Annotated in this window: 17 protein-coding genes; 6 read left to right on the top strand and 11 right to left on the bottom strand. The window is 65.9% G+C overall.

Going from position 1 to position 17,843, the window contains the following annotated elements; all coding sequences use genetic code 11:
• The first annotated feature begins 45 nt into the window (after positions 1-45).
• From AC6IY7_RS16580 to AC6IY7_RS16590, 3 genes are all read left to right on the top strand, one after another.
• On the top strand, positions 46-429 hold the full coding sequence (locus tag AC6IY7_RS16580) for a thioredoxin family protein (RefSeq protein WP_497780510.1): 384 nt from the start codon (positions 46-48) through the stop codon (positions 427-429).
• A complete protein-coding gene (locus AC6IY7_RS16585; protein WP_497780511.1) occupies positions 429-1,157 on the top strand; it encodes a cytochrome c biogenesis CcdA family protein in 729 nt (242 codons plus the stop codon). The genes AC6IY7_RS16580 and AC6IY7_RS16585 overlap by 1 nt, the downstream gene beginning before the upstream one ends.
• Before the next feature lie 88 nt (positions 1,158-1,245).
• On the top strand, positions 1,246-3,498 hold the full coding sequence (locus AC6IY7_RS16590; RefSeq protein WP_497780512.1) for a ComEC/Rec2 family competence protein: 2,253 nt from the start codon (positions 1,246-1,248) through the stop codon (positions 3,496-3,498).
• 76 nt (positions 3,499-3,574) lie between these two features.
• Here AC6IY7_RS16590 and AC6IY7_RS16595 read toward each other — a convergent pair whose 3' ends face one another.
• From AC6IY7_RS16595 to AC6IY7_RS16630, 8 genes are all read right to left on the bottom strand, one after another.
• Positions 3,575-4,360: an SGNH/GDSL hydrolase family protein gene (locus AC6IY7_RS16595; protein ID WP_497780513.1), complete on the bottom strand. Its 786-nt coding sequence runs from the start codon at positions 4,358-4,360 to the stop codon at positions 3,575-3,577.
• A 3-nt stretch (positions 4,361-4,363) separates the two neighbouring features.
• Positions 4,364-5,359 (bottom strand): GSCFA domain-containing protein, encoded by a 996-nt coding sequence (locus AC6IY7_RS16600; RefSeq protein WP_497780514.1) that lies wholly within the window; start codon positions 5,357-5,359, stop codon positions 4,364-4,366.
• Positions 5,360-5,756: 397 nt separating this feature from the next.
• The gene (locus AC6IY7_RS16605; RefSeq protein WP_497780515.1) at positions 5,757-6,656 is read right to left on the bottom strand and encodes a DUF2865 domain-containing protein; all 900 of its coding nucleotides are present in this window, start codon (positions 6,654-6,656) and stop codon (positions 5,757-5,759) included.
• A 72-nt stretch (positions 6,657-6,728) separates the two neighbouring features.
• Positions 6,729-7,130 carry a response regulator gene (locus AC6IY7_RS16610; protein ID WP_497780516.1) on the bottom strand — a complete coding sequence of 134 codons (402 nt, stop codon included), beginning with the start codon at positions 7,128-7,130 and terminating at the stop codon, positions 6,729-6,731.
• Between the two features lie 107 nt (positions 7,131-7,237).
• Entirely contained in the window at positions 7,238-7,612 is a 375-nt protein-coding gene (locus AC6IY7_RS16615; RefSeq protein ID WP_497780517.1) for a DUF423 domain-containing protein, read from the bottom strand.
• Positions 7,613-7,848: 236 nt separating this feature from the next.
• A complete protein-coding gene (locus tag AC6IY7_RS16620; RefSeq protein ID WP_497780518.1) occupies positions 7,849-9,366 on the bottom strand; it encodes an undecaprenyl-phosphate glucose phosphotransferase in 1,518 nt (505 codons plus the stop codon).
• 16 nt (positions 9,367-9,382) lie between these two features.
• Positions 9,383-10,612, bottom strand: a complete 1,230-nt coding sequence (locus AC6IY7_RS16625) for a glycosyltransferase family 4 protein (protein ID WP_497780519.1) — start codon at positions 10,610-10,612, stop codon at positions 9,383-9,385.
• A 6-nt stretch (positions 10,613-10,618) separates the two neighbouring features.
• Positions 10,619-11,185 (bottom strand): polysaccharide biosynthesis/export family protein, encoded by a 567-nt coding sequence (locus AC6IY7_RS16630; RefSeq protein WP_497780520.1) that lies wholly within the window; start codon positions 11,183-11,185, stop codon positions 10,619-10,621.
• Between the two features lie 193 nt (positions 11,186-11,378).
• Here AC6IY7_RS16630 and AC6IY7_RS16635 point away from each other — a divergent pair, with 193 nt between their 5' ends.
• Entirely contained in the window at positions 11,379-13,610 is a 2,232-nt protein-coding gene (locus AC6IY7_RS16635) for a Wzz/FepE/Etk N-terminal domain-containing protein (protein ID WP_497780521.1), read from the top strand.
• A 3-nt stretch (positions 13,611-13,613) separates the two neighbouring features.
• On the opposite strand, the gene AC6IY7_RS16640 is transcribed toward AC6IY7_RS16635, so the two are convergent.
• Positions 13,614-14,738, bottom strand: coding sequence for a GNAT family N-acetyltransferase (locus AC6IY7_RS16640; protein ID WP_497780522.1), 1,125 nt, complete (start codon positions 14,736-14,738; stop codon positions 13,614-13,616).
• A 188-nt stretch (positions 14,739-14,926) separates the two neighbouring features.
• Here AC6IY7_RS16640 and AC6IY7_RS16645 point away from each other — a divergent pair, with 188 nt between their 5' ends.
• On the top strand, positions 14,927-15,946 hold the full coding sequence (locus AC6IY7_RS16645; protein WP_497782867.1) for a polysaccharide deacetylase family protein: 1,020 nt from the start codon (positions 14,927-14,929) through the stop codon (positions 15,944-15,946).
• 89 nt (positions 15,947-16,035) lie between these two features.
• Here the strand turns inward: AC6IY7_RS16645 and AC6IY7_RS16650 are convergent, their stop codons facing one another.
• Positions 16,036-16,482: a hypothetical protein gene (locus AC6IY7_RS16650; RefSeq protein ID WP_497780523.1), complete on the bottom strand. Its 447-nt coding sequence runs from the start codon at positions 16,480-16,482 to the stop codon at positions 16,036-16,038.
• Between the two features lie 221 nt (positions 16,483-16,703).
• On the opposite strand from AC6IY7_RS16650, the gene AC6IY7_RS16655 reads away from it, so the two are divergent.
• Positions 16,704-17,405 (top strand): hypothetical protein, encoded by a 702-nt coding sequence (locus AC6IY7_RS16655; RefSeq protein ID WP_497780524.1) that lies wholly within the window; start codon positions 16,704-16,706, stop codon positions 17,403-17,405.
• A gap of 66 nt (positions 17,406-17,471) precedes the next feature.
• Here AC6IY7_RS16655 and AC6IY7_RS16660 read toward each other — a convergent pair whose 3' ends face one another.
• Positions 17,472-17,843, bottom strand: coding sequence for a hypothetical protein (locus tag AC6IY7_RS16660; RefSeq protein WP_497780525.1), 372 nt, complete (start codon positions 17,841-17,843; stop codon positions 17,472-17,474).

Raw genomic sequence — 17,843 nt, forward strand, 5'->3', positions numbered from 1 at the left:
CCGATGCGTCGGCGCCCTCGTGATCGAAACCCGAAAGGATCGCCAATGTCATCACGTTTCGCCGCCGCCTTGCTCGGCGCCGCGCTCTTTTCCCTTCCCGCCTTCGCCGCCGAGAAACACGCTTTCACGCCACAGGCCTTCGCGGCGGCGCAGACGGCGGGCCAGCCGATCCTCGTCGAGATTCATGCGCCCTGGTGCCCCACCTGCAAAGCGCAGCAGCCGATTCTCGAGAAGCTCGAGAGCGACGCCAAATTCGGGACGCTGCAGGTGTTCCAAGTCGATTTCGACAGCCAGAAGGACGCGCTGCGCGGCTTCCGCGCGACCACGCAGAGCACGCTCATCGTGTTCAAGGGCAAGAGCGAGACCGGCCGTTCCGTCGGCGACACCAATGCGGCCTCGATCGCCGCTCTGCTCGACAAGGCGCTGTGATGGGGGCCGATCTCGCCGGAGCGGGGCTCGCCTTTCTGGCGGGCCTGTTCTCCATCCTCTCGCCCTGCGTGCTGCCGCTGCTGCCGATCATCCTCGGCGCGGCGGCTTCGGAGCACAAAATGGGGCCGGCGGCGCTCGCCCTCGGCGTCGCCTCCTCCTTCGTCGCCATCGGCCTGTTTCTGGCGCTGATCGGCTTCGGGGCGGGGATAGACGGCGACGCGCTACGCTTCGGCGCGGCGCTGCTGATGATCGCGCTCGGCGTGTTGCTCGCGGCGCCGGCGCTGCAAGTGCGGCTCGCCGCCGCCGGCGGTCCCGTGGCCGATTGGATCGAGCGCCGCTTCGCCGGCTTCTCGACGCATGGGCTGCGCGGCCAATTGGGGCTCGGCCTGCTGCTCGGCGCCGTGTGGAGCCCCTGCGCCGGTCCGACTCTGGGCGCCGCCTCGCTGCTCGCCGCGCAGGGCCAGAATCTCGGCCAGGTCGGCCTGGTGATGGGCGCTTTCGGGCTCGGCGCCGGCCTGCCGCTGGTCGCGCTCGGCGCGGCGTCGCGGAGCCTTTCGACGCGGCTGCGGCATTCGCTGCTCGTCGGCGGCAAATGGGGCAAGGGCGCGCTCGGCGCGGCGCTGGCCTCGGTCGGCCTGCTGATCGCGACCGGCCTCGACAAGCCGTTGGAGGCGGCGCTCGTCGCCTCCTCGCCCGATTGGCTGACCGATCTGACGACGCGCTTTTGATATTGCGACCCGCGGGACGCTCGCGCGCCGGCCGGCTTCGGGATAGCATGGGCTCGACCTTGTTCGAGCAGCCATAGCCGAGGCCCTTTTGAGTTGGAGCGCGAAAGCCGTCGCCGGCGCGGCCGATCGGGCGAGGGGCGTCATTCGCCCCGCCATTTCGGCCGCTTTCGCGTCGCTATCCGCCGCCGCGCGCGCGGCGCTGGAAGAGGAAATCGCGCTGCGGCGGCCGTTTCTATGGCTGCCGGTGGCGGCGGGCGCCGGCGTCATCCTCTATTTCGGCGCCGATCGCGAGCCCTCTTTCGCTTTTTCGGCGGCGGGCTTCGCCGCCTTTGCGGCGCTCGCCTTCGCCTTTCGCGCGCATCGCGCCGGCGCGGTTTTTCTCGTAATCGCCTGCGTCTGTGGCGGCTTCTTCGCCGCCGTCTGGCGCGCCGCGCGCGTCGATGCGCCCATTGTTCCGCGCGCCGGCGTCGGCGTTCTGACCGGCTTCGTCGAGGAGCTCGATCCGCGCCCCAATGGCGCGCGCTTCATTCTGCGCCTTGCCAGCGCCGAAGGATTGCCGAATGACGTCGCTCCGCTGCGCGTGCGGCTGACGACGCGGGGCGAGGCGAAATTCGCGGCCGGCGATTTCATCGGGTTGAAGGCGCGCGTGCTGCCGCCGGCCCATGCCGCGCTGCCCGGCGGCTATGATTTCTCGCGCGACGCCTATTTCGCCTCGCTTGGCGGCGTCGGCAATGCGCTCGGCCGCATCGACATCCTGCCGCCGCCCGATCCCGCGCCTCTATCGCTGCGTTTCTTCGCCGCCATCGATCGGCTGCGCAATGCGCTCGCCACGCGTGTCCAGCGTGCGCTCGGCGGCGACACCGGCGCGATCGCCGCCGCAATGGTGACGGGCAAGCGCGATTTTCTGAGCGAGGAGGCGAAAGAGCTGATCCGCCGCGCCGGCATCTTCCATATCATCACCATTTCCGGCGTGCAGATGACGCTGGTCGCCGGCATTTTCTTCGTCGGCTTTCGGCGGCTGCTGGCGCTTTCGCGTACGCTGGCGCTGAACTATCCGATCAAGAAATGGGCGGCCGGCCTCGCCATTCTCGGGGCGATTCTCTACGACATCGGCACGGGCTCGCGCGTCGGCACGGAGCGCGCGCTGGTCATGACGACGATCATGCTCGTCGCAGTGCTCTTCGACCGCCCATCGCTGTCGATGCGCAATCTCGCTCTAGCGGTCGTCTTCGTCGTCGCCTTCCAGCCGGAGGCGCTGCTCGGCGCGAGCTTTCAGCTCTCCTTCGCCGCTGTGGCGGCGCTCGTCGCCGTCTATGAGGCGCGCGGCGCGCTGATCGACCGCCGGCGCGAGCCGCCGGTTTTCGGCCGGACGCCATCGCGCCTCGCGAAATGGCGAGAGAGCGCCGGCGAGCTGCTGCTGCGCGGGCCGGCGGCGCCGATCTTCGCGACGCTCTGCGCCACATCGGCGACGGCCTCCTTCATGGCCGATGATTTCCACGAGTTGAGCCCCTATGTGCTGATCGGCAATCCGCTGACTTTGGCCATCATCGAATTCTTCGCCGTGCCGGGGGCGCTGCTCGGCGCCTTTCTCTATCCTTTCGGCCTCGACGGACCGGTGTGGCGCTATCTCGGCTTCGGCATAGATCTGGTGACGTCGATCGCGCGGCTCATCGCCGCCGCGCCGGGGGCGAGCCTTCCGGTCAAGAGCTTCGCGCCTTTCGCGATCCTGTTTCTCTCGCTCGCCGTTCTGTCGCTCGTCCTGTGGCGGACTTGGATATTCCGGGCGATGGCCATTCCCCTCGCGGCGCTCGGCCTCTTCGGCGCGGCGAATGGAGAGGGGTTCGATCTCGCCGTCGCCCCCGGCGGCGACGCCGCGGCGCTGCGGCTGCCGACCGGCGAGCTGGCTCTGCTCGGCCGCGGGAAACTCTCCTTCGTCGGCGAGCAATGGCTGCGCGCCGACGCCGACTCCCGCGCGCCGGCCGACGCGCGCGGCGGCGTCTCCTGCGACGATCTCGGCTGCGTGGCGAGAGCGGTCGACGGCCGCTCGGTCGCTCTGGTGACGGATCGCAAGGCGCTGATCGAGGATTGCGCCCGCGCCGCCATCGTCATCGCGCCCTTTTATGCGCCAGCGGGCTGTGGGGCGTCGATACTCCTCGACCGCCGCAAGCTCGCCGAGACGGGGGCGGTGACGCTGCGCTTCGCCGCCGAGGCGGTGGAATGGCGCACAGCCCGCGGCCCGGGCGAGGACCGGCCCTGGTCTCGCGCGCCGCAGCGGAGGATGGCGAGCGCGTCGGCGACCGCCGTCGAAATTCCCTCAGAGGAGGACGAGCGATTGAATTAAGCAGCATTTCGAAAAAGAGGGAACCTCTGTTTCGATACGTCGTAGATCAAGCAAAAAAGGCGCTTGGAGGCAGATTCTAGCCATCGTTGGCGCCGCGCTTGTAGGGCGCGACAGTTCTTCCGAGCTCCCTCAATATCACAGGTACGAAGTCTCGCGCGTAAATCGCGTTCGCGTGGACTCCGTCGTCGACGTATTGCTCGTCGAGCATGCCGTCGTCGGTTTCGAAACCGCTATGGTCGCCGACGAACCCAATGCCGCGTCTTTGTGCGATTTCCGCAAGCGCGCGCTTTATGGCGAGGAATATCGCGCGTCGAACTGCGCTACTCGCCGGCGTGAAATCCGATCCGCGTGCGTTCGAAATCGCGACATCGGATGACGGAGGGGGACCTGCAACGAGAAATACCCCAAATCCCTTTTCCTGCAGAAATACGACCGCCTTCTCGACTTTGGCAAGTCGACCCCGAAACATCTCGACGAGCATCTCAAAATAAACGAATCCCGGCCCGTTTGCTATGTTATCCGCGGTAAGTAGATCGCCGAAATCCGTGAAAAGCTCGGAGATGAATCCGAGGAGGTGGACATCCGCGAATCCAAGCATTAGGCCGATATCGTTGTCAGATTTATACTCCCCCGAGAATCGATCGAGCAGGTACATGCGGTCGAGCGCAATCTCGAAAAGAGGATTGAGGCGGGTTTTCCCATCCGCCTGTTCGATGACGATTTCGTGATAAATCAGGCCGCAATCGATCATGTGGGACACAAAAGGTTCGTCCGCCTGATCTCCTTCGAAAAAATGCCAAATCCGTGAGGCTTCGACGAATGCATGAGCATGACTATCACCGAATAACACGACACGCCGCATGGCTCACCTATGCTTTTCGAGATTTTCTTCGTCGCAAATCACTGCGAGCTTCTCGAGATGTTTCTTCGATATTCGCTGGAGGAGTGGGTCTACGTTGGGCGCGGTCTGCTCCACTTGTGCGACAGGATGACTTTCTTCTCCGCACATATGCCGAAAAAATATACGCATTACATGTGCGACGCCGTCTGCGGTGACAGAGCGAAGATCGTCGGCAAAATATCGCGCGGCGCCGACGGGATTCGTGATGATCTCATAGGACGGGAAGTAAGTGACGAGGCCCAACTCGTCCAACTTTCCGGCGACAGCGCGCAGTACCGATTTGGAATGGACAGTCGAGGTGAGAACATGTCGGTTCTCGGCTGTCGCGACCAGAGGTACCGGCGACACTGTTACGATGATCTTGGCCGATGAGTTGCGTTCGCGGAACCGTTCGATAAAGCCGTTCATATCCGCGAGAATCTCGGCGTAGTCGAAGTTCTTGAAGACATGCTCGTCAGGCCGGTGATCGCCCGCTCCGCAGCCTGGGCAAACCGGGTAAACCGCTCCATCGCGGCGATTGATCCAGGCCTCGGTCAACCCCATCGTAAAGATGAAAACGTCGCACTCCTCGACCATTTTGCGGACGGCAGCGAAATGCATGCGCCTGTCGGCGTCCAGGGTCTCGCGTGAGGGGAAAGGAACGGGTTGTATGAATGGCCGATACGGGTCGAGGAAGCCGTTTTTTGTCGGCCATGCATCATCGACGGGATGAAATAAGTTATAGGCTCGATCAAGAAGCTGGACCAGCTGGCGGGCCGTATAGATATTACCGAAACGCGCCGAGAACGTCCCGAATCCGAACTTTTCTTGGACATCTTGCGGAAACATCGAGGGAGCCGGTTCGGACACGAAATAAGAATATCCGGCGTCTTTCAAATGCCTGGCGATATGCTGAGCAAAACAGCTCCCTGCGGTCGCAATCTTGTCCGTTCTCGAAATAGAAAATGACGGTGTCGTCATCGGGTCTATTTCATGGGGCGCCTTTCTGGCGATTGACCGCGACCAAAACGACGAGTCCGGAAAGGAGCGGTAAGGACAGGGGGCGACACTCAAGACGATTGCCCTTTCATTCATGCACTAGAGGGTCAGAACTCGGCGCAGGTCGCGCCGCTATCGATCGGCGACGCGAAAATATCGTAGGCGACAGAGATCGACAATCAGATCAACTCATCTATTGCCATGGTGACTCTATGATATTTTCCGCGCCGCACCATTGTTCGAAAGAGACGACGGTCAAGGGCCTCCGCTGCGCATCGTCCCGGACGTGTGCGGCGCCGTCCGGCATATCGACACCGGAGCACGATGGCAAGCCCACAGCAAGGCTCGCCTTGTTCATCCCTGGGTGTCCGAGGTTGGATCAGTCGCGTGGCTCACGCCCGCCGGATTGGCTGCGACGCTCGCCCAGCGGCCGCGCGGCGCGGCGCTCGATGGCGCCGCGTGCGTGCTTGCTGGCGCGCTCCAGCGCGGCCAGGCGGCGACGGACTGGCTCGTCGAGATCGGGTGAACGGGCGAGTGGACGGAAATCATTCCTCGAATAGGGGTAGCGGCTGCCGCCGTGGAAGATTTCGACGCCATGCGTCGTCATCACCGCGTCGCCGCGGCGCAGCGTCGGGTCGAGATAGATGGCCTCGATCGAGCTCTCATTGGACTGTCCCGTGTGACAGGAGCATTCCTTGTCCCCCTCGGCCTTGCCCTCGCCCTTGCGTTGGAGAGAGGCCATCAGCCGCGAATAGCTGCCGCCGCCGCGCGCCGCCACCGCATCCTCCATCTTGTCGGAGCCGCCGCGCATGACATAGAGCGTCGTCCGCGCGCCGGGGCAGAGACGCCCGCAGGCGCGCTGATGGCTCGCCGTGTCGCTCGCGTTCGAATAGAGGCCGACGGGGAAGAAATAGCCGTCGCACTCGCGCACGCAATAAGAGCGCCCGCCGCTCGCTGTCTCTGTATAGACCGAGCGTTCCGGCTCGCCGCCGCTGCGGAGGGCTCGCGGACGCCAGCGCGACTGCGGCTCGGCCCGCCGCTCCCGGGGGACGTAGGCGTGGCGCCGGGAATTGGCGTGGCGGCGATAGCTCGGATAGCCGCCGCCATAGTTGGAATAGCCGCCGCCTCCGCCGCCGCCGAACAATTGCTGAAAAAAGTCCTGGGCGAATGCGGGAGGTGGCTCGAGCGCCGCGATGAGAAAGGCCAGGATCAGGCCGCCGAGGGCGGCGAGGCGACGATGGGGCGATGTTCCCCGATCGCCGCTTTTACGCGATGACATGACGCGGCACCCGTTTTGACGCAACTCCCCCTTAAATGGAGCGTGATCGCGAGAGACAAGCCGCCCCTCGTCTCAGGCGTTTTGCGCGGCGCGACGCGCTGCGGCGATCAGAGCGGCGATCAGCGCCTCGGTGCGGAAGGGCTTTTCGACGATCGGACGCCCGGCATGCGCCGGGGGCAGGGCCGAACGGCCATAGCCGGTGGCGAAGACGAAAGGGAGCTCCATTGTGGCGAGGCGGTCGGCGACCGGCTCCACGCTCTCGGCGCCGATCGCCAAGTCCAGCAGCGCGACGTCGAATTGAACGCCGGCGACGTGTCGCAATGCGACGGCGACGGTCTGGGCCGACGCCACGACGCGGAAACCATGCTCGGCGAGCGTCTCCTCGAGCGCGAGCGCGATCAGCGGCTCGTCCTCGACGACGAGCACGCGCCGGCCGACCGGCGCCTCGACGCGCCATTGTTCCATCGCCCCCATGCAACCGCCCCCACGCTCGCGATCGTGGGATCGATTCCGGCGCCTGTCCAGAGCGGAATAGCCTCATCTGCCGCCGTGGCGGCGCAGCTGCTATCTCGCGCGCAAAGCTATTTCACGCGCTGCGCCGCGAGCGCCCAGACCGAGAGAGCCAGCCAGCTCGCTATGGTCAGGGAGCCGCCGATCGGAGCCGCATAGGGAAACAGCCGATCGCCCGCGAAGGTGCGGGCGACGAGGTCGCCGGAAAACAGCGCGACTCCGGCGATGAGGGCGAAGCTCACGCCCGTGAGCCAGCGCGACAGCGGCGGCTTCGCCGCCAGCAGCGCGCCGAGGCCGAGCGCGGCCGCGGCGTGGATCATCAGGAAGCGGCTTGCCGTGTCGAGATTGGCGGCGCTCGAAATATGCGCCGCCGCAGCCGAGAGAGCGACGCCGGCCGCGCCCTCGAGCGCGGCGAGAAAGACGATGAGAAGGTTCGAGCGCTGCATCAACTTCTCTGGATAAGTCAAAGCAGAATAATGAAAATTCTGCTCATGTTAATGTTCTTGATGAGGTCGTGGGCCGTGAGCGTTCAGCGCCGCGGCGAAGGCCAGGATAGGCTCTGGCGCGGCGTCGAGCAATGATCCCCGAGACGAAGCGAGCCTGAGGGCTCGCGGTCCGAAGCGCTCCCTGGACCGCGAGCCTTAGAGGCTCGCATTTCCTCGCCACGGCGAGGCTTCCCGCGTCAATAGGCGTTCTCGGTCTTCAGCAGCGCGATCGGCGTGAGCGCGAGAATGTAGATGTCGAGCAGGATCGACCAATTCTCTATGTAGTAGAGGTCGCATTCGACGCGCTTCTGGATCTTCTCCGGCGTGTCGGTCTCGCCGCGCCAGCCATTGATCTGCGCCCAGCCGGTGAGGCCGGGCTTGACGCGATGGCGGGCGAAATAGCCGTCGACGACCTCGTCATAGAGATGCTCGGCCGCCATGGCGTGCATGGCGTGTGGACGCGGGCCGACCAGCGACAGATTGCCCCGGAACACGACATTGAACAGCTGCGGCAGCTCGTCGAGCGAGGTCTTGCGGATGAAGCGCCCGACGCGGGTCACGCGCGGATCGCCCTTGGTGACGAGCCGGGAGGCGGCCGGATCGAGCTTGTCGGCGTACATGGAGCGGAATTTATAGACCTCGATCCGCTCATTGTTGAAGCCGTAGCGAGTCTGGCGGAACAGCACCGGGCCGCGCGAGTCGAGCTTGACCGCCAGCGCTACCGCCGCCATCACCGGCGCGAAAACAACGAGGCAGATCGCGCCGACGATTTTGTCGAAGGCGGATTTGGCCAGCACGTCCCAATCGGCGATCGGTTTGTCGAAGACGTCCAGCACCGGAACATTGCCGATGTAGGAATAGGAGCGGGGGCGGAAACGCAGCTTATTGGTGTGGGCGGCGAGACGAATGTCGATCGGCAGCACCCAGAGCTTGCGCAACATCTGCAGGAGGCGCGCCTCGGCGGAGATGGGCAGGGTGAAGATGACGAGATCGAGCCGCGTGTGGCGCGCGAATTCGACGAGATCGTCGATCGTGCCGAGCTTGGGGTAGCCGGCGACGACATCCGGCGAGCGGTCGTCGCGGCGGTCGTCGAAAATGCCGAGAATGCGCAGATCACTGTCCTGCTGCGCGGCTGCGAGATCGCGCAGCACCGGCTCGGCCGCGGGGCCGCCGCCGACGATGACGGTGCGGCGGTCGAGCTTGCCCTGCTGCGTCAGCGACCGCACCACGGCGGCGACGGCGAAGCGCTCCGCCGCCAGCACGCCGAGCCCGCCGGCATACCAGCCGAGCAGCCACACGCGTGACAGCGCGTTGTCGAGCTTCAGGAAGAAGATCGCCGCGAGCGCGGCGAGAAAGACCAAAGTCCAGCCGCCGGCGAGCTTCAGGCCATGGCCGATCGGCGAGCGAAAGGCGGCCGGCGTGTAGAGGTCGAGCGCCTGCCAGGCGATGACGGCGAGCAGCGCCATGCCCGGAATGACGATGAAATATTCGAAGCCATAGCCATAGGCGGGCGCGACATGCAGTCGATGCACGGCGAAGCCGCCGGCCGCGATCAGCAGAAATTCGAGACTGCGGACGAGGCCGGCGAGGACGATCGGCGAATAGGCGGGCGTCGGCCGGGCGTCGGCGGCGATTTCCGCCAGCCTCGAGGCGACACGGCCGTCGTCATTGGCGGGGGCGTCCGCTTTGATGTCGCGTAAGGCGAATGCACACATGACGTCACTCCACTCATCAGGCTCTCTGCGGCAGCACGGCCTCCGCGGAGCGGCGATGTCCGGCGGCTTCCAGCGCGTCGCGATATCCGCGCAGCACCGCCTCCTCCATCGCCGTCAAAGAGAAATTTTCTGCTACTCTTTCAGCGAGCTCGTCGCTGGCGCGGCGTCGCGACGCCTCGTCCATGCGGCCGGCGGCGATCATCGCGCGGGCGAGCGCGGCGGGATCGTCGCTCGCGATGAGCCGATCCGCATAATCGCCGAAAATCTCGGGAATGCCGCCGACATTTGTGGCGACGAGCGGCGTGCGCGCGGCGATCGCCTCGAGCACGATATAGGGAAGCGACTCGGCGCGGCTCGGCACGACCAATATGCGCCCCAAACGTAGCGCTTCGCGCGCCGGCATGGGCGGCGCGAACGACAGCCGCTCGTTCACGCCGCGCTGTTCGGCGAGCGCGCGCAGGGCCGCCTCGTCCGGCCCGGAGCCGACGAGCGTCAGTTGCGGCGCCGCGCCGGTCTCGTCGCGGATGAGCGCCAGCGCCTCGATCAGCGTGTCGACGCCTTTGAAGCGGCGCCACTCGCCGACATAGAGAAAATCGGCGGCGTCGGCGATCGGCGAGAGCGGCTCGAACTCCTGCGGACGCAGCCCATTGGGCACGACGCGCGCCACGGCGCGGGAGATGCCGATCGCCTCGACGAATCGTTTTTGCGCATAGGCGCTCTCGAAGGGAATGAAGTCGGTCACCCGCTCGAGCGCTCTTTCGACCGAGAGATAGAGACGATTGACCAGCGTGTTCCGGTCGAAATGCAGGCTGCCGCCATGCGGCGTGTAGACACGAATATGCGGATGGGGCAGCGACGGGAAAAAGGGCAGCAACGCCGGCAGACGGGCGTAGAGGCCGCCTTTCGCGCCATGTCCGTGGACGACGTCGGGCGAAAGGCGCCTCAGCGCCGAGGCGATGCGAAAGGCGACGATCGGGTCGCTCCAACTCGGTAGGCGGCGCATGCACAGACGCGTGACGCCGAGCTCCAGCGAAGGCTCGAGCATTCGCAGAACCGCCTCCGCGCGTTCGCCGCCGGTCGAGGAATCGGCGATGAGCCCGACAGCATGGCCCCGCGCGGCCTGCGCGCCGGCGAGATCGACGACATGACGAAACAGGCCGCCGATCGGCGCGCGCATGACATGCACGATGCGCAGCCGTCCGGGGGCCGTGTCGTCACTCGCCTGGCTCTGCCGCTCCGCTCGCATATTTCTTCAGAAAATCCGTTCGCGAACCGTGATCGTGTCTCCCGGTCTGACCGCTTGCAGCAGAGGCACCCGGCCGGTAACCGGCACGCCGCCGTAGTCGCGCGTCAGATCGACTTCTCCTTGATAGCCGCGCGGACTGAATCCGCCCGCTATGGCGATGGCCTTCTGCACTGTCAGTCCCTCGACGAACGGATATTGTCCGGCGCTGAGCACTTCGCCGAGCACGAAGAACGGCCGATACGCCTCGACTTCCACCGAGACGCGGGGGTCTCGGATGAATCCGTTGCGCAAACGTGCGGCGATTTCATGTTGCAGCGCCTGGGTGGTGAGGCCGGCGGCCGGCACGATGCCGATGAGCGGCATCGCTATGTGGCCGGAGCCGTCGACCGTATAGCTGTTGGAGATCGCGTCCTGGCCGAACACGATGACGCGCAGCCGATCGCCGGCCGCGAGCGTGTAGGGCTCCTCGGTCGAGGTCGCCAGCAGCTCCGGAATATAGGCGCCCGGTAGGGCGCAGCCCGACAATGTCGCGCACATCATCAGCCAGAAGAAGAGGAAGCCATATCTCGGCATTTAGAATCTCGGGCTCGAGGAACAGCTTACGAACGGAGTTCCGAAGGAATTTTTTAAGCACTCATGGTTAACAAAGCCTGATCGGCCGATCGGCGAAGCGCGATCGCCCCTCGGATGGCGCAAGATTGCCGCGGTTAACCCTGCGGAAACCATAATCTCGGTACATGGTCTGCGCGCTACATGGAGTTCGCAGATGAATTTCGGCCACTCTGACGATGGTGCGGGGAGCGCTCAGGGCGAGATCGCGCAGGGCGAGATCCGACACGGCGAGATCGCGCATGGCGAGATCGATCTGGGGCAGATCGCCGCCGCTCTGTCGCGCCGCCGCCGCATTGTGATCGGCGTCACGCTCGCGGCTTTTCTCGGCGCGCTGATTTTCGTCAATGTCGTCAAGCCGCGCTACACCGCCGAGGCGCGCGTCCTGCTCGAGAATCAGGAGAGCTATCTGACGCGCGCCGACAAGGAGCGCGCCGATCCCGCCGCCGCGCCGGACGCCGAGGCGGTGCAGAGCCAGATTCAGATGCTCACCTCGCGCGATCTCGCGCGCCGCGTGCTGAAATCGCTCGATCTGCAGGGCAATTCGGAATTCGACCCGCTCGCCGACGGCCTCGGGCTCGGCGCGAAGATCGGCGTGATGCTGGGCTTGACGCGCGATCCGTCCAAGCTCGCGCCGGAAGAGCGCATGCTGGACGCTTATTTCGACAAGCTGCAGGTGCTCTCGCCGACCAAGACGCGCGTGCTGCAGATCGAGTTCTCCGCCCGTGATCCCGATCTCGCGGCGCGGGCGGCCAACGCCATCGCCTCCTATTATATCGACATACAGCGCGAGGCGAAGCGCGAGAACGCGCGCGACGCCGCCCAGTCGCTGAGCCCGCTGATCATCGATCTGCGCGAGCGCCTCGCCAAGGCCGAGGCGAAGGTGGAGGCGTTCCGCTCGCGCTCCGGCCTCTTCGCCGGCACGAATAATATGACGATCGCCACGCAGCAGCTCGGCGATCTCACCAATCACCTCTCGATCTCGCGCACCGCGCAGGCCGACGCCGAGGCCAAGGCGAAGCTCGTCCGCGACATGCTGCGCCAAAATCGCGTCGGCGAGATTCCGGATGTCGCCAATAATGAGATGATCCGCCGCATCGGCGAGCAGCGCGTGTCGCTGCGCGCCCAGCTCGCTCTCGAATCGCGCACGCTGCTGCCCGGCCATCCGCGCATAAAGGAGCTGCAGGCGCAGCTCGCCGATCTCGAGGCCGATTGGCGGCGCGCGGCCGAGCGCACCGCGCGCACGCTCGAGAACGAGGCCCATATCGCGTTCTCCCGCGTGGAGAATCTGACCCGGGCCATGGATGAGCAGAAGCGCGTCGCCGGCGCGGCGGGCGCCGATGAGGTGCAGCTGCGCGAACTCGAGCGCGCCGCGCGCGTGCTGAAGGACCAGCTCGAGGCGGATTCGGCCAAATATCAGGAGGCGCTGGCGCGCGATGGGCCCAAGGCGTCGCCCGCCGATGCTCGGGTGATCCAGCGCGCCGTCGCGCCGCCGCTTCCCTCCTTCCCGAAAAAGCTGCCGATCACCGCTTTCGCGACGATCGCCGCTTTCGTTCTCACCGCCGGCTCCATCGTCGCGATCGAGCTGCTCGGCGGCCGCGCGCGAGTCGCCGGCCCGACGCCGCTTCCGGCGCCGCCCGAGGATGCGCTGGAAGCGCCGCCGAAGGTCCGCATCGCGACGGAACGGCGCGAGCCCGCCTTCGCCGAGCCGGAGGAGACGCCGCAGATCGCGACGCCGCAGATCGCGACGCCGCAGACCGCGCGCTTTTCGGCGCCGCCCGATCCGCACACGCCCAAGCTCGAGGATCGAACCATGCGCACGCATCGTTCGAGCGTCGTCGGCCGGATCGACGCCGCCCGCATGGCGACGCTGTCGGTCAAGGTTCTCATGGTCGGCTGCGCCGATGCGGAGCAGAGCTTCGACAGCGCCGTGACTCTGTCGCGCGCGCTGGCGCGGCGCGGCCTCGCCATAATCGTGGCGGCGGACGCCGAGGCGGAGGGAGAGCTCTTTGATCGGCTCGTGCCCGAGATCGATCGCGCCCGGCCGCTCGGCCTCGCCGATCTCGCCAGCGGCGCCGCGACCTTCGGCGAGGCCATTCACCGCGATCTGGATTCGCGTCTGCACGTCATGCCGGGCGGACGCGCCGCGGCGGGCTATGATCAGGACGCCGAGTCTGTGCTCGAGGCGCTGGCGCAGACCTATGACTTCATCGTCTTCGCCACGCGCGACTATGATCGCGCCATGTTCCTCGCGCCATCCTTCGACATCGTGCTGGTGAGCGGCTCCGAGCGCGCCGCCGAGGCGGTGATCGACGAGCTGGCGCAGGCCGGCGTCAGCGACGCCTTCCTGCTCGAGGAGGAGAGCGCCGTCGGCGCTTCCGCCGCCTGAGTCTCATCGCGCGAGACGGCGCAGCCGCGTGAGCGACGCAAAGAGCCGCGGGTTCTGCTTGACGGCGCGCTTTGCGCGCGTGAGAGCGGCGAGGAGGGGCGCGGCGAGCGCGCCGAGCGGCGTCGCCGGAATGATGCTGTCGACGAGCGCGATCGTCTCGTCGCAGACAGCGTTCTTATAGCGCGCTTCGCCGACGCCGAGATCGAAACGTCCGACGCTGCGCGCGATGAGATCGCGCAGCAGTGAATGCAGCAGGAGATCGCCCGGCGAAGAGCGCGCGATCTCGTCTTCCGATGCGAAGGAGTTGAGCATTGCGGAGAAGCGTCCGCGATGGGTGAAGCCGGCATAGGTCGCGATGATGCGCCCGTCGAGCGTCAGCGCATGAGCCTCCAGCGCGCCGCCGCAGCGGCCGAGAACGAAATCGCGCATCGCGCCATTGTCGAAAGAGGCGTCCTGCAATCGCTCGGCCTTTTGCGCGAGGAGAACCTCGAGGATCTCGCGTCCGCGCGCGCCCTCCGCGCGATGCTCGAAGACGAGCGCGCCCATTTTTTCCAGCCGCGCCTGCTTCTTGCGCAGCTTTTTCCGCGCATCGCTGGAAAAGCGCGTGTCGAGCGCGCTCAAAGTCGCCGGCAGGCTGGTCCCATAGGCGAAGCTGGGGCTCGGCGCCGCGCCGGGGAGGGCGAGCGGATTGGCGACGCCCTCGAAAGCCTGCGGCTGATTGGCGAGTCGATAGAGGTCGACGCCGGCCGCGCGGGCGGCGCGGCGCAGCAGCGCGCGAATGGCGGCGGCGTCGAGGCGCGCCTCCGCGGCGAAGAGGCCGAGATTGAAATTGCTCTCCTTGCCGCCGAGAAATTGCGCGATCCGCAGCGGCCCGAGCCGCGCGACGCAGAGTCCGAGCAGAGCGAGCGGGCGCCCGCTGGCGGTCTGGCGCGCGACGAGGATCATCGGCTCGAGGCCGCGGGCGCATCCGAAAGTCTCGAACCAGTCGCGCGCGAAGCCGAAAGATTGATAGGCGCTCGCCGGAGCGTCGGCGAACAGCGTCTCCCAATCTCCGCGCGCATCCGCGAAAGAGGCGAAGACATCGAGCGCGATTTCGTCGCCCGCCGTTTCGAACCGCGACAGCTCCATGAGATTTTCTACTCTGAGGTCTTCTGCTCTTGCGTTAACCATATCGTCGCCGCATTGCTGATGTTTGCGCTTCTTCGCGACACTAGCAAGGAAAGGTCAACGAGACCTCGAGATGGTGGCGCGAGAAGAACAATAGCGCGGGAGGCGCGGCTGTGACGAAATGGCGTCGATTGGCGATCGAAGCGGGGATGGAGTTCTTCCGCGCGAGCGGCGCCCACCGTCTGGCCGAGCCCTTTACGCGCGGACTCGGCGCGATATTGATGTTTCATCGCGTGCGGCCGCGGCTCGAGCAGGCTTTCGAGCCCAATCAGCCGCTGGAGATCACGCCGGAGTTCCTGAATGCGCTGATCCTATGGCTGCGTGGGCGCGGCGTCGAGATCGTCTCGCTGGAGGCCGCGCTGACGCGGCTGCGCGAGGGTGCGCCGGAAGCGCCCTTCGCCGTGCTCTCCTTCGATGACGGCTATCGGGATTTCGTCGAGCATGCGCTGCCGGTGCTGGAGCGCCATGGCGCGCCTTTCACGCTCTATCTCACCTCCGGATACGCCGACGCTTCGGCGCGACTGTGGTGGGTCGAGCTCGAGGAGGCGATCCGACGTCTCGATCGTCTCGACGTCATCGCCGGCGGCAGGCGTGTGCGCTGCAATACGGCGACGGCGGCGGAAAAGCGCAGCGCCTTCGCCGAAATCTATGCGCAATTGCGCGCTGGCGACGAGGCGGAGCTGCTGCGCGTCGTTACCGCTCTGTCGGCTGAAGCGCGGCTCGAGCCGCATGCGCTGACACGGCGGCTGTGTCTTGGATGGAGCGAGCTGCGCGCGCTGGCGCGTCACCAGCTCGCGACGATCGGCGCGCATTCCGTGACCCATGCGCGATTGGCCAAGGTCGATTGCGCGACGGCGATCTTCGAGATGGCCGAGAGCCGGCTGCGCATAGAAGCCGAGCTCGAGCGGCCGGTCCCCCATTTCTGCTATCCGGTCGGCGATCCGACATCGGCGGGACGAAGAGAATTCGAGCTCGCCGCGCGCCTCGGCTTTACGAGCGCGGTGACGACGCGTCCCGGCATGATTTTTCCCGAGCACCGCGATCATCTCTCGGCGCTGCCGCGGCTTTCGGTGAACGGGCGGCATCAATCGCTCGCCGCATTGGACATTCTCTTGTCCGGCGCGCCCTTCGCATTGATGAACGCCGGGCGCCGGGTGACGGCGGCCTGAAAATCTCGCATAGAGTCTGAACAGGCGTTCGCCGGCAAAGCGGCGAACGCCTGTTCAGCGCGGCGCGCTTCGGCGCCGCTTCGACCAACTCACGCCAGGCCGAGACGCTGCGTGAAGCTCCGCCACAGCTCGCCGAGCGATTTCTTTTCGGCGATCGAGCGCGCGCGCGCGGCGACGGCGCCGGGCGTGATCGCGCCGGAATAGTTGCAATCGCAGAAAATATGATGCGCTTCGCGCATGGACAGATGGAAGAAGTCGATCGCGTCGCCGAGCCTGTCGCCCTTCAAACCCTGCTCGCGGAAGAAAGCGTCGCGATAGGCGATCGACAAGGGCGACTCGTCCTGGCGCAGTTTGATCCGCTCCTTCACGGGCACGTATTCCATCATCGAGAAGAGGCGAATGCGTCCGACATGCGCTTCGATCAAAGTGGCGAGCCGCTCCAATCGGACGCGACGCAGCGAGGCTTGCTCGCGCCGCGCTTCGACCGGCTCGACACCTGCAAGTTTAGTTATTTCTTCGAGAGTTCTGTATTTCATCACGCCCTCCGTCGCCAATGGGGCCGGCCGCCCGACAAAACAATTCCCCGACTCCACTGAACACGTTCGGCTGGGATTGGTTCCTGTCGCCGTTTCGATGTCGGAGCGCGCACGGCGACGCTCGCGCCGACGGGCGCGATCGTCGCTCTTGCCGGCTCGGACACCGCAACTAGATGGTGCGCGGGGTTGCAGGACGGGCTGCAGGGAAACGGAGTGTCCTCATGTCCATGACCTTCCGAGAGGCGACAGTGCAAGAAAACGCCGCAGTTTATGGCGGCCTCGTCGATGCGGTGGGAGGCATCGCAACAATAGTTCTAGCCGTTTGTGGGCTCGCCGGCGTCAATCCGCCGCTCATGGCCGGTATCGCGACGATCGTGTTCGGCGTCGCGCTGCTCATTCAAGGCGGCACGATGCTGTCCGAATATGCGCAGATCATCTTTCCCGCGGGCGCGAAAACCGCGAATTTCGAACATTTCGGAGGCGGCAGCCTCTCGGCTGTCTTCCTCGTCGGAGCGGCGGGAATTGTGCTCGGCGTGCTCTCGCTGCTCGGCATTAATTCCGGCGTTCTGACGCCGATCGCGACGATCGCCTTCGGAACCGCGCTCGTGCTCAGCAGCAATGCGGTGTGGCACCTCTACACATTGCGTCATGCGCAGGCGAGGAACGACGCCTCCGCCTCACAGTCGCAGAATATCGGCGGCGAATTTCTGGCGAGCGAGATGGCCTCCGGCTCCGCCGGCATTCAGGCGCTGGCCGGATTGGGCGCGATCGTGCTCGGCGTTCTCGCGGTCGCGGGAAGCACCAATGATCTCGTTCTCAATCTCGTTGCTCTGCTGGCTCTCGGCGCGACGGTCGTGCTCACCGGCAGCACGCTGAGCGCGACGGTGCTGAGCTTCATGCGTCCTTGGTCGTCGCAGAGCTGATCCCACCTGCGCCGCTCGTCTCTCGGAGCCGTCCGCGAAGACGGCTCCGGGGGTCGTTCAGAGCCATCAGCGGCGATGCGAGAAGCGTCTGATCTCCCGAATGTCGCGCGGTGAAATCCACCGAACGATGTCGGGCTTTTCGTCTGTTCTGATGGAAACGACGGCGTGTCGTTCGGCTTGCTCGATCGCGCCGATCTCGACGATTTTCTCGCGCTCTGCATAGCGTCGGCAGCGCCCTTCGGCGATGAGCGCGCGGAGCTGGCCGAAATAGCGCAGGCTGTTCGTGGCGCGCTCGATCTTCGTCAAATCCGGGCGGCGCAGGCAGATGACGGCTCCGCGCCGGACGAACTGCGTGGGGCGAAGCGCCGCTTGGTCGGCCGCGCACAGCGATGGCGACAGCAACAGAAGCGAGGCGGCGAGAAGGCCCGTTCGTCGCAT

The sequence above is a fragment of the Methylosinus sp. is20ea genome (assembly GCF_059718135.1).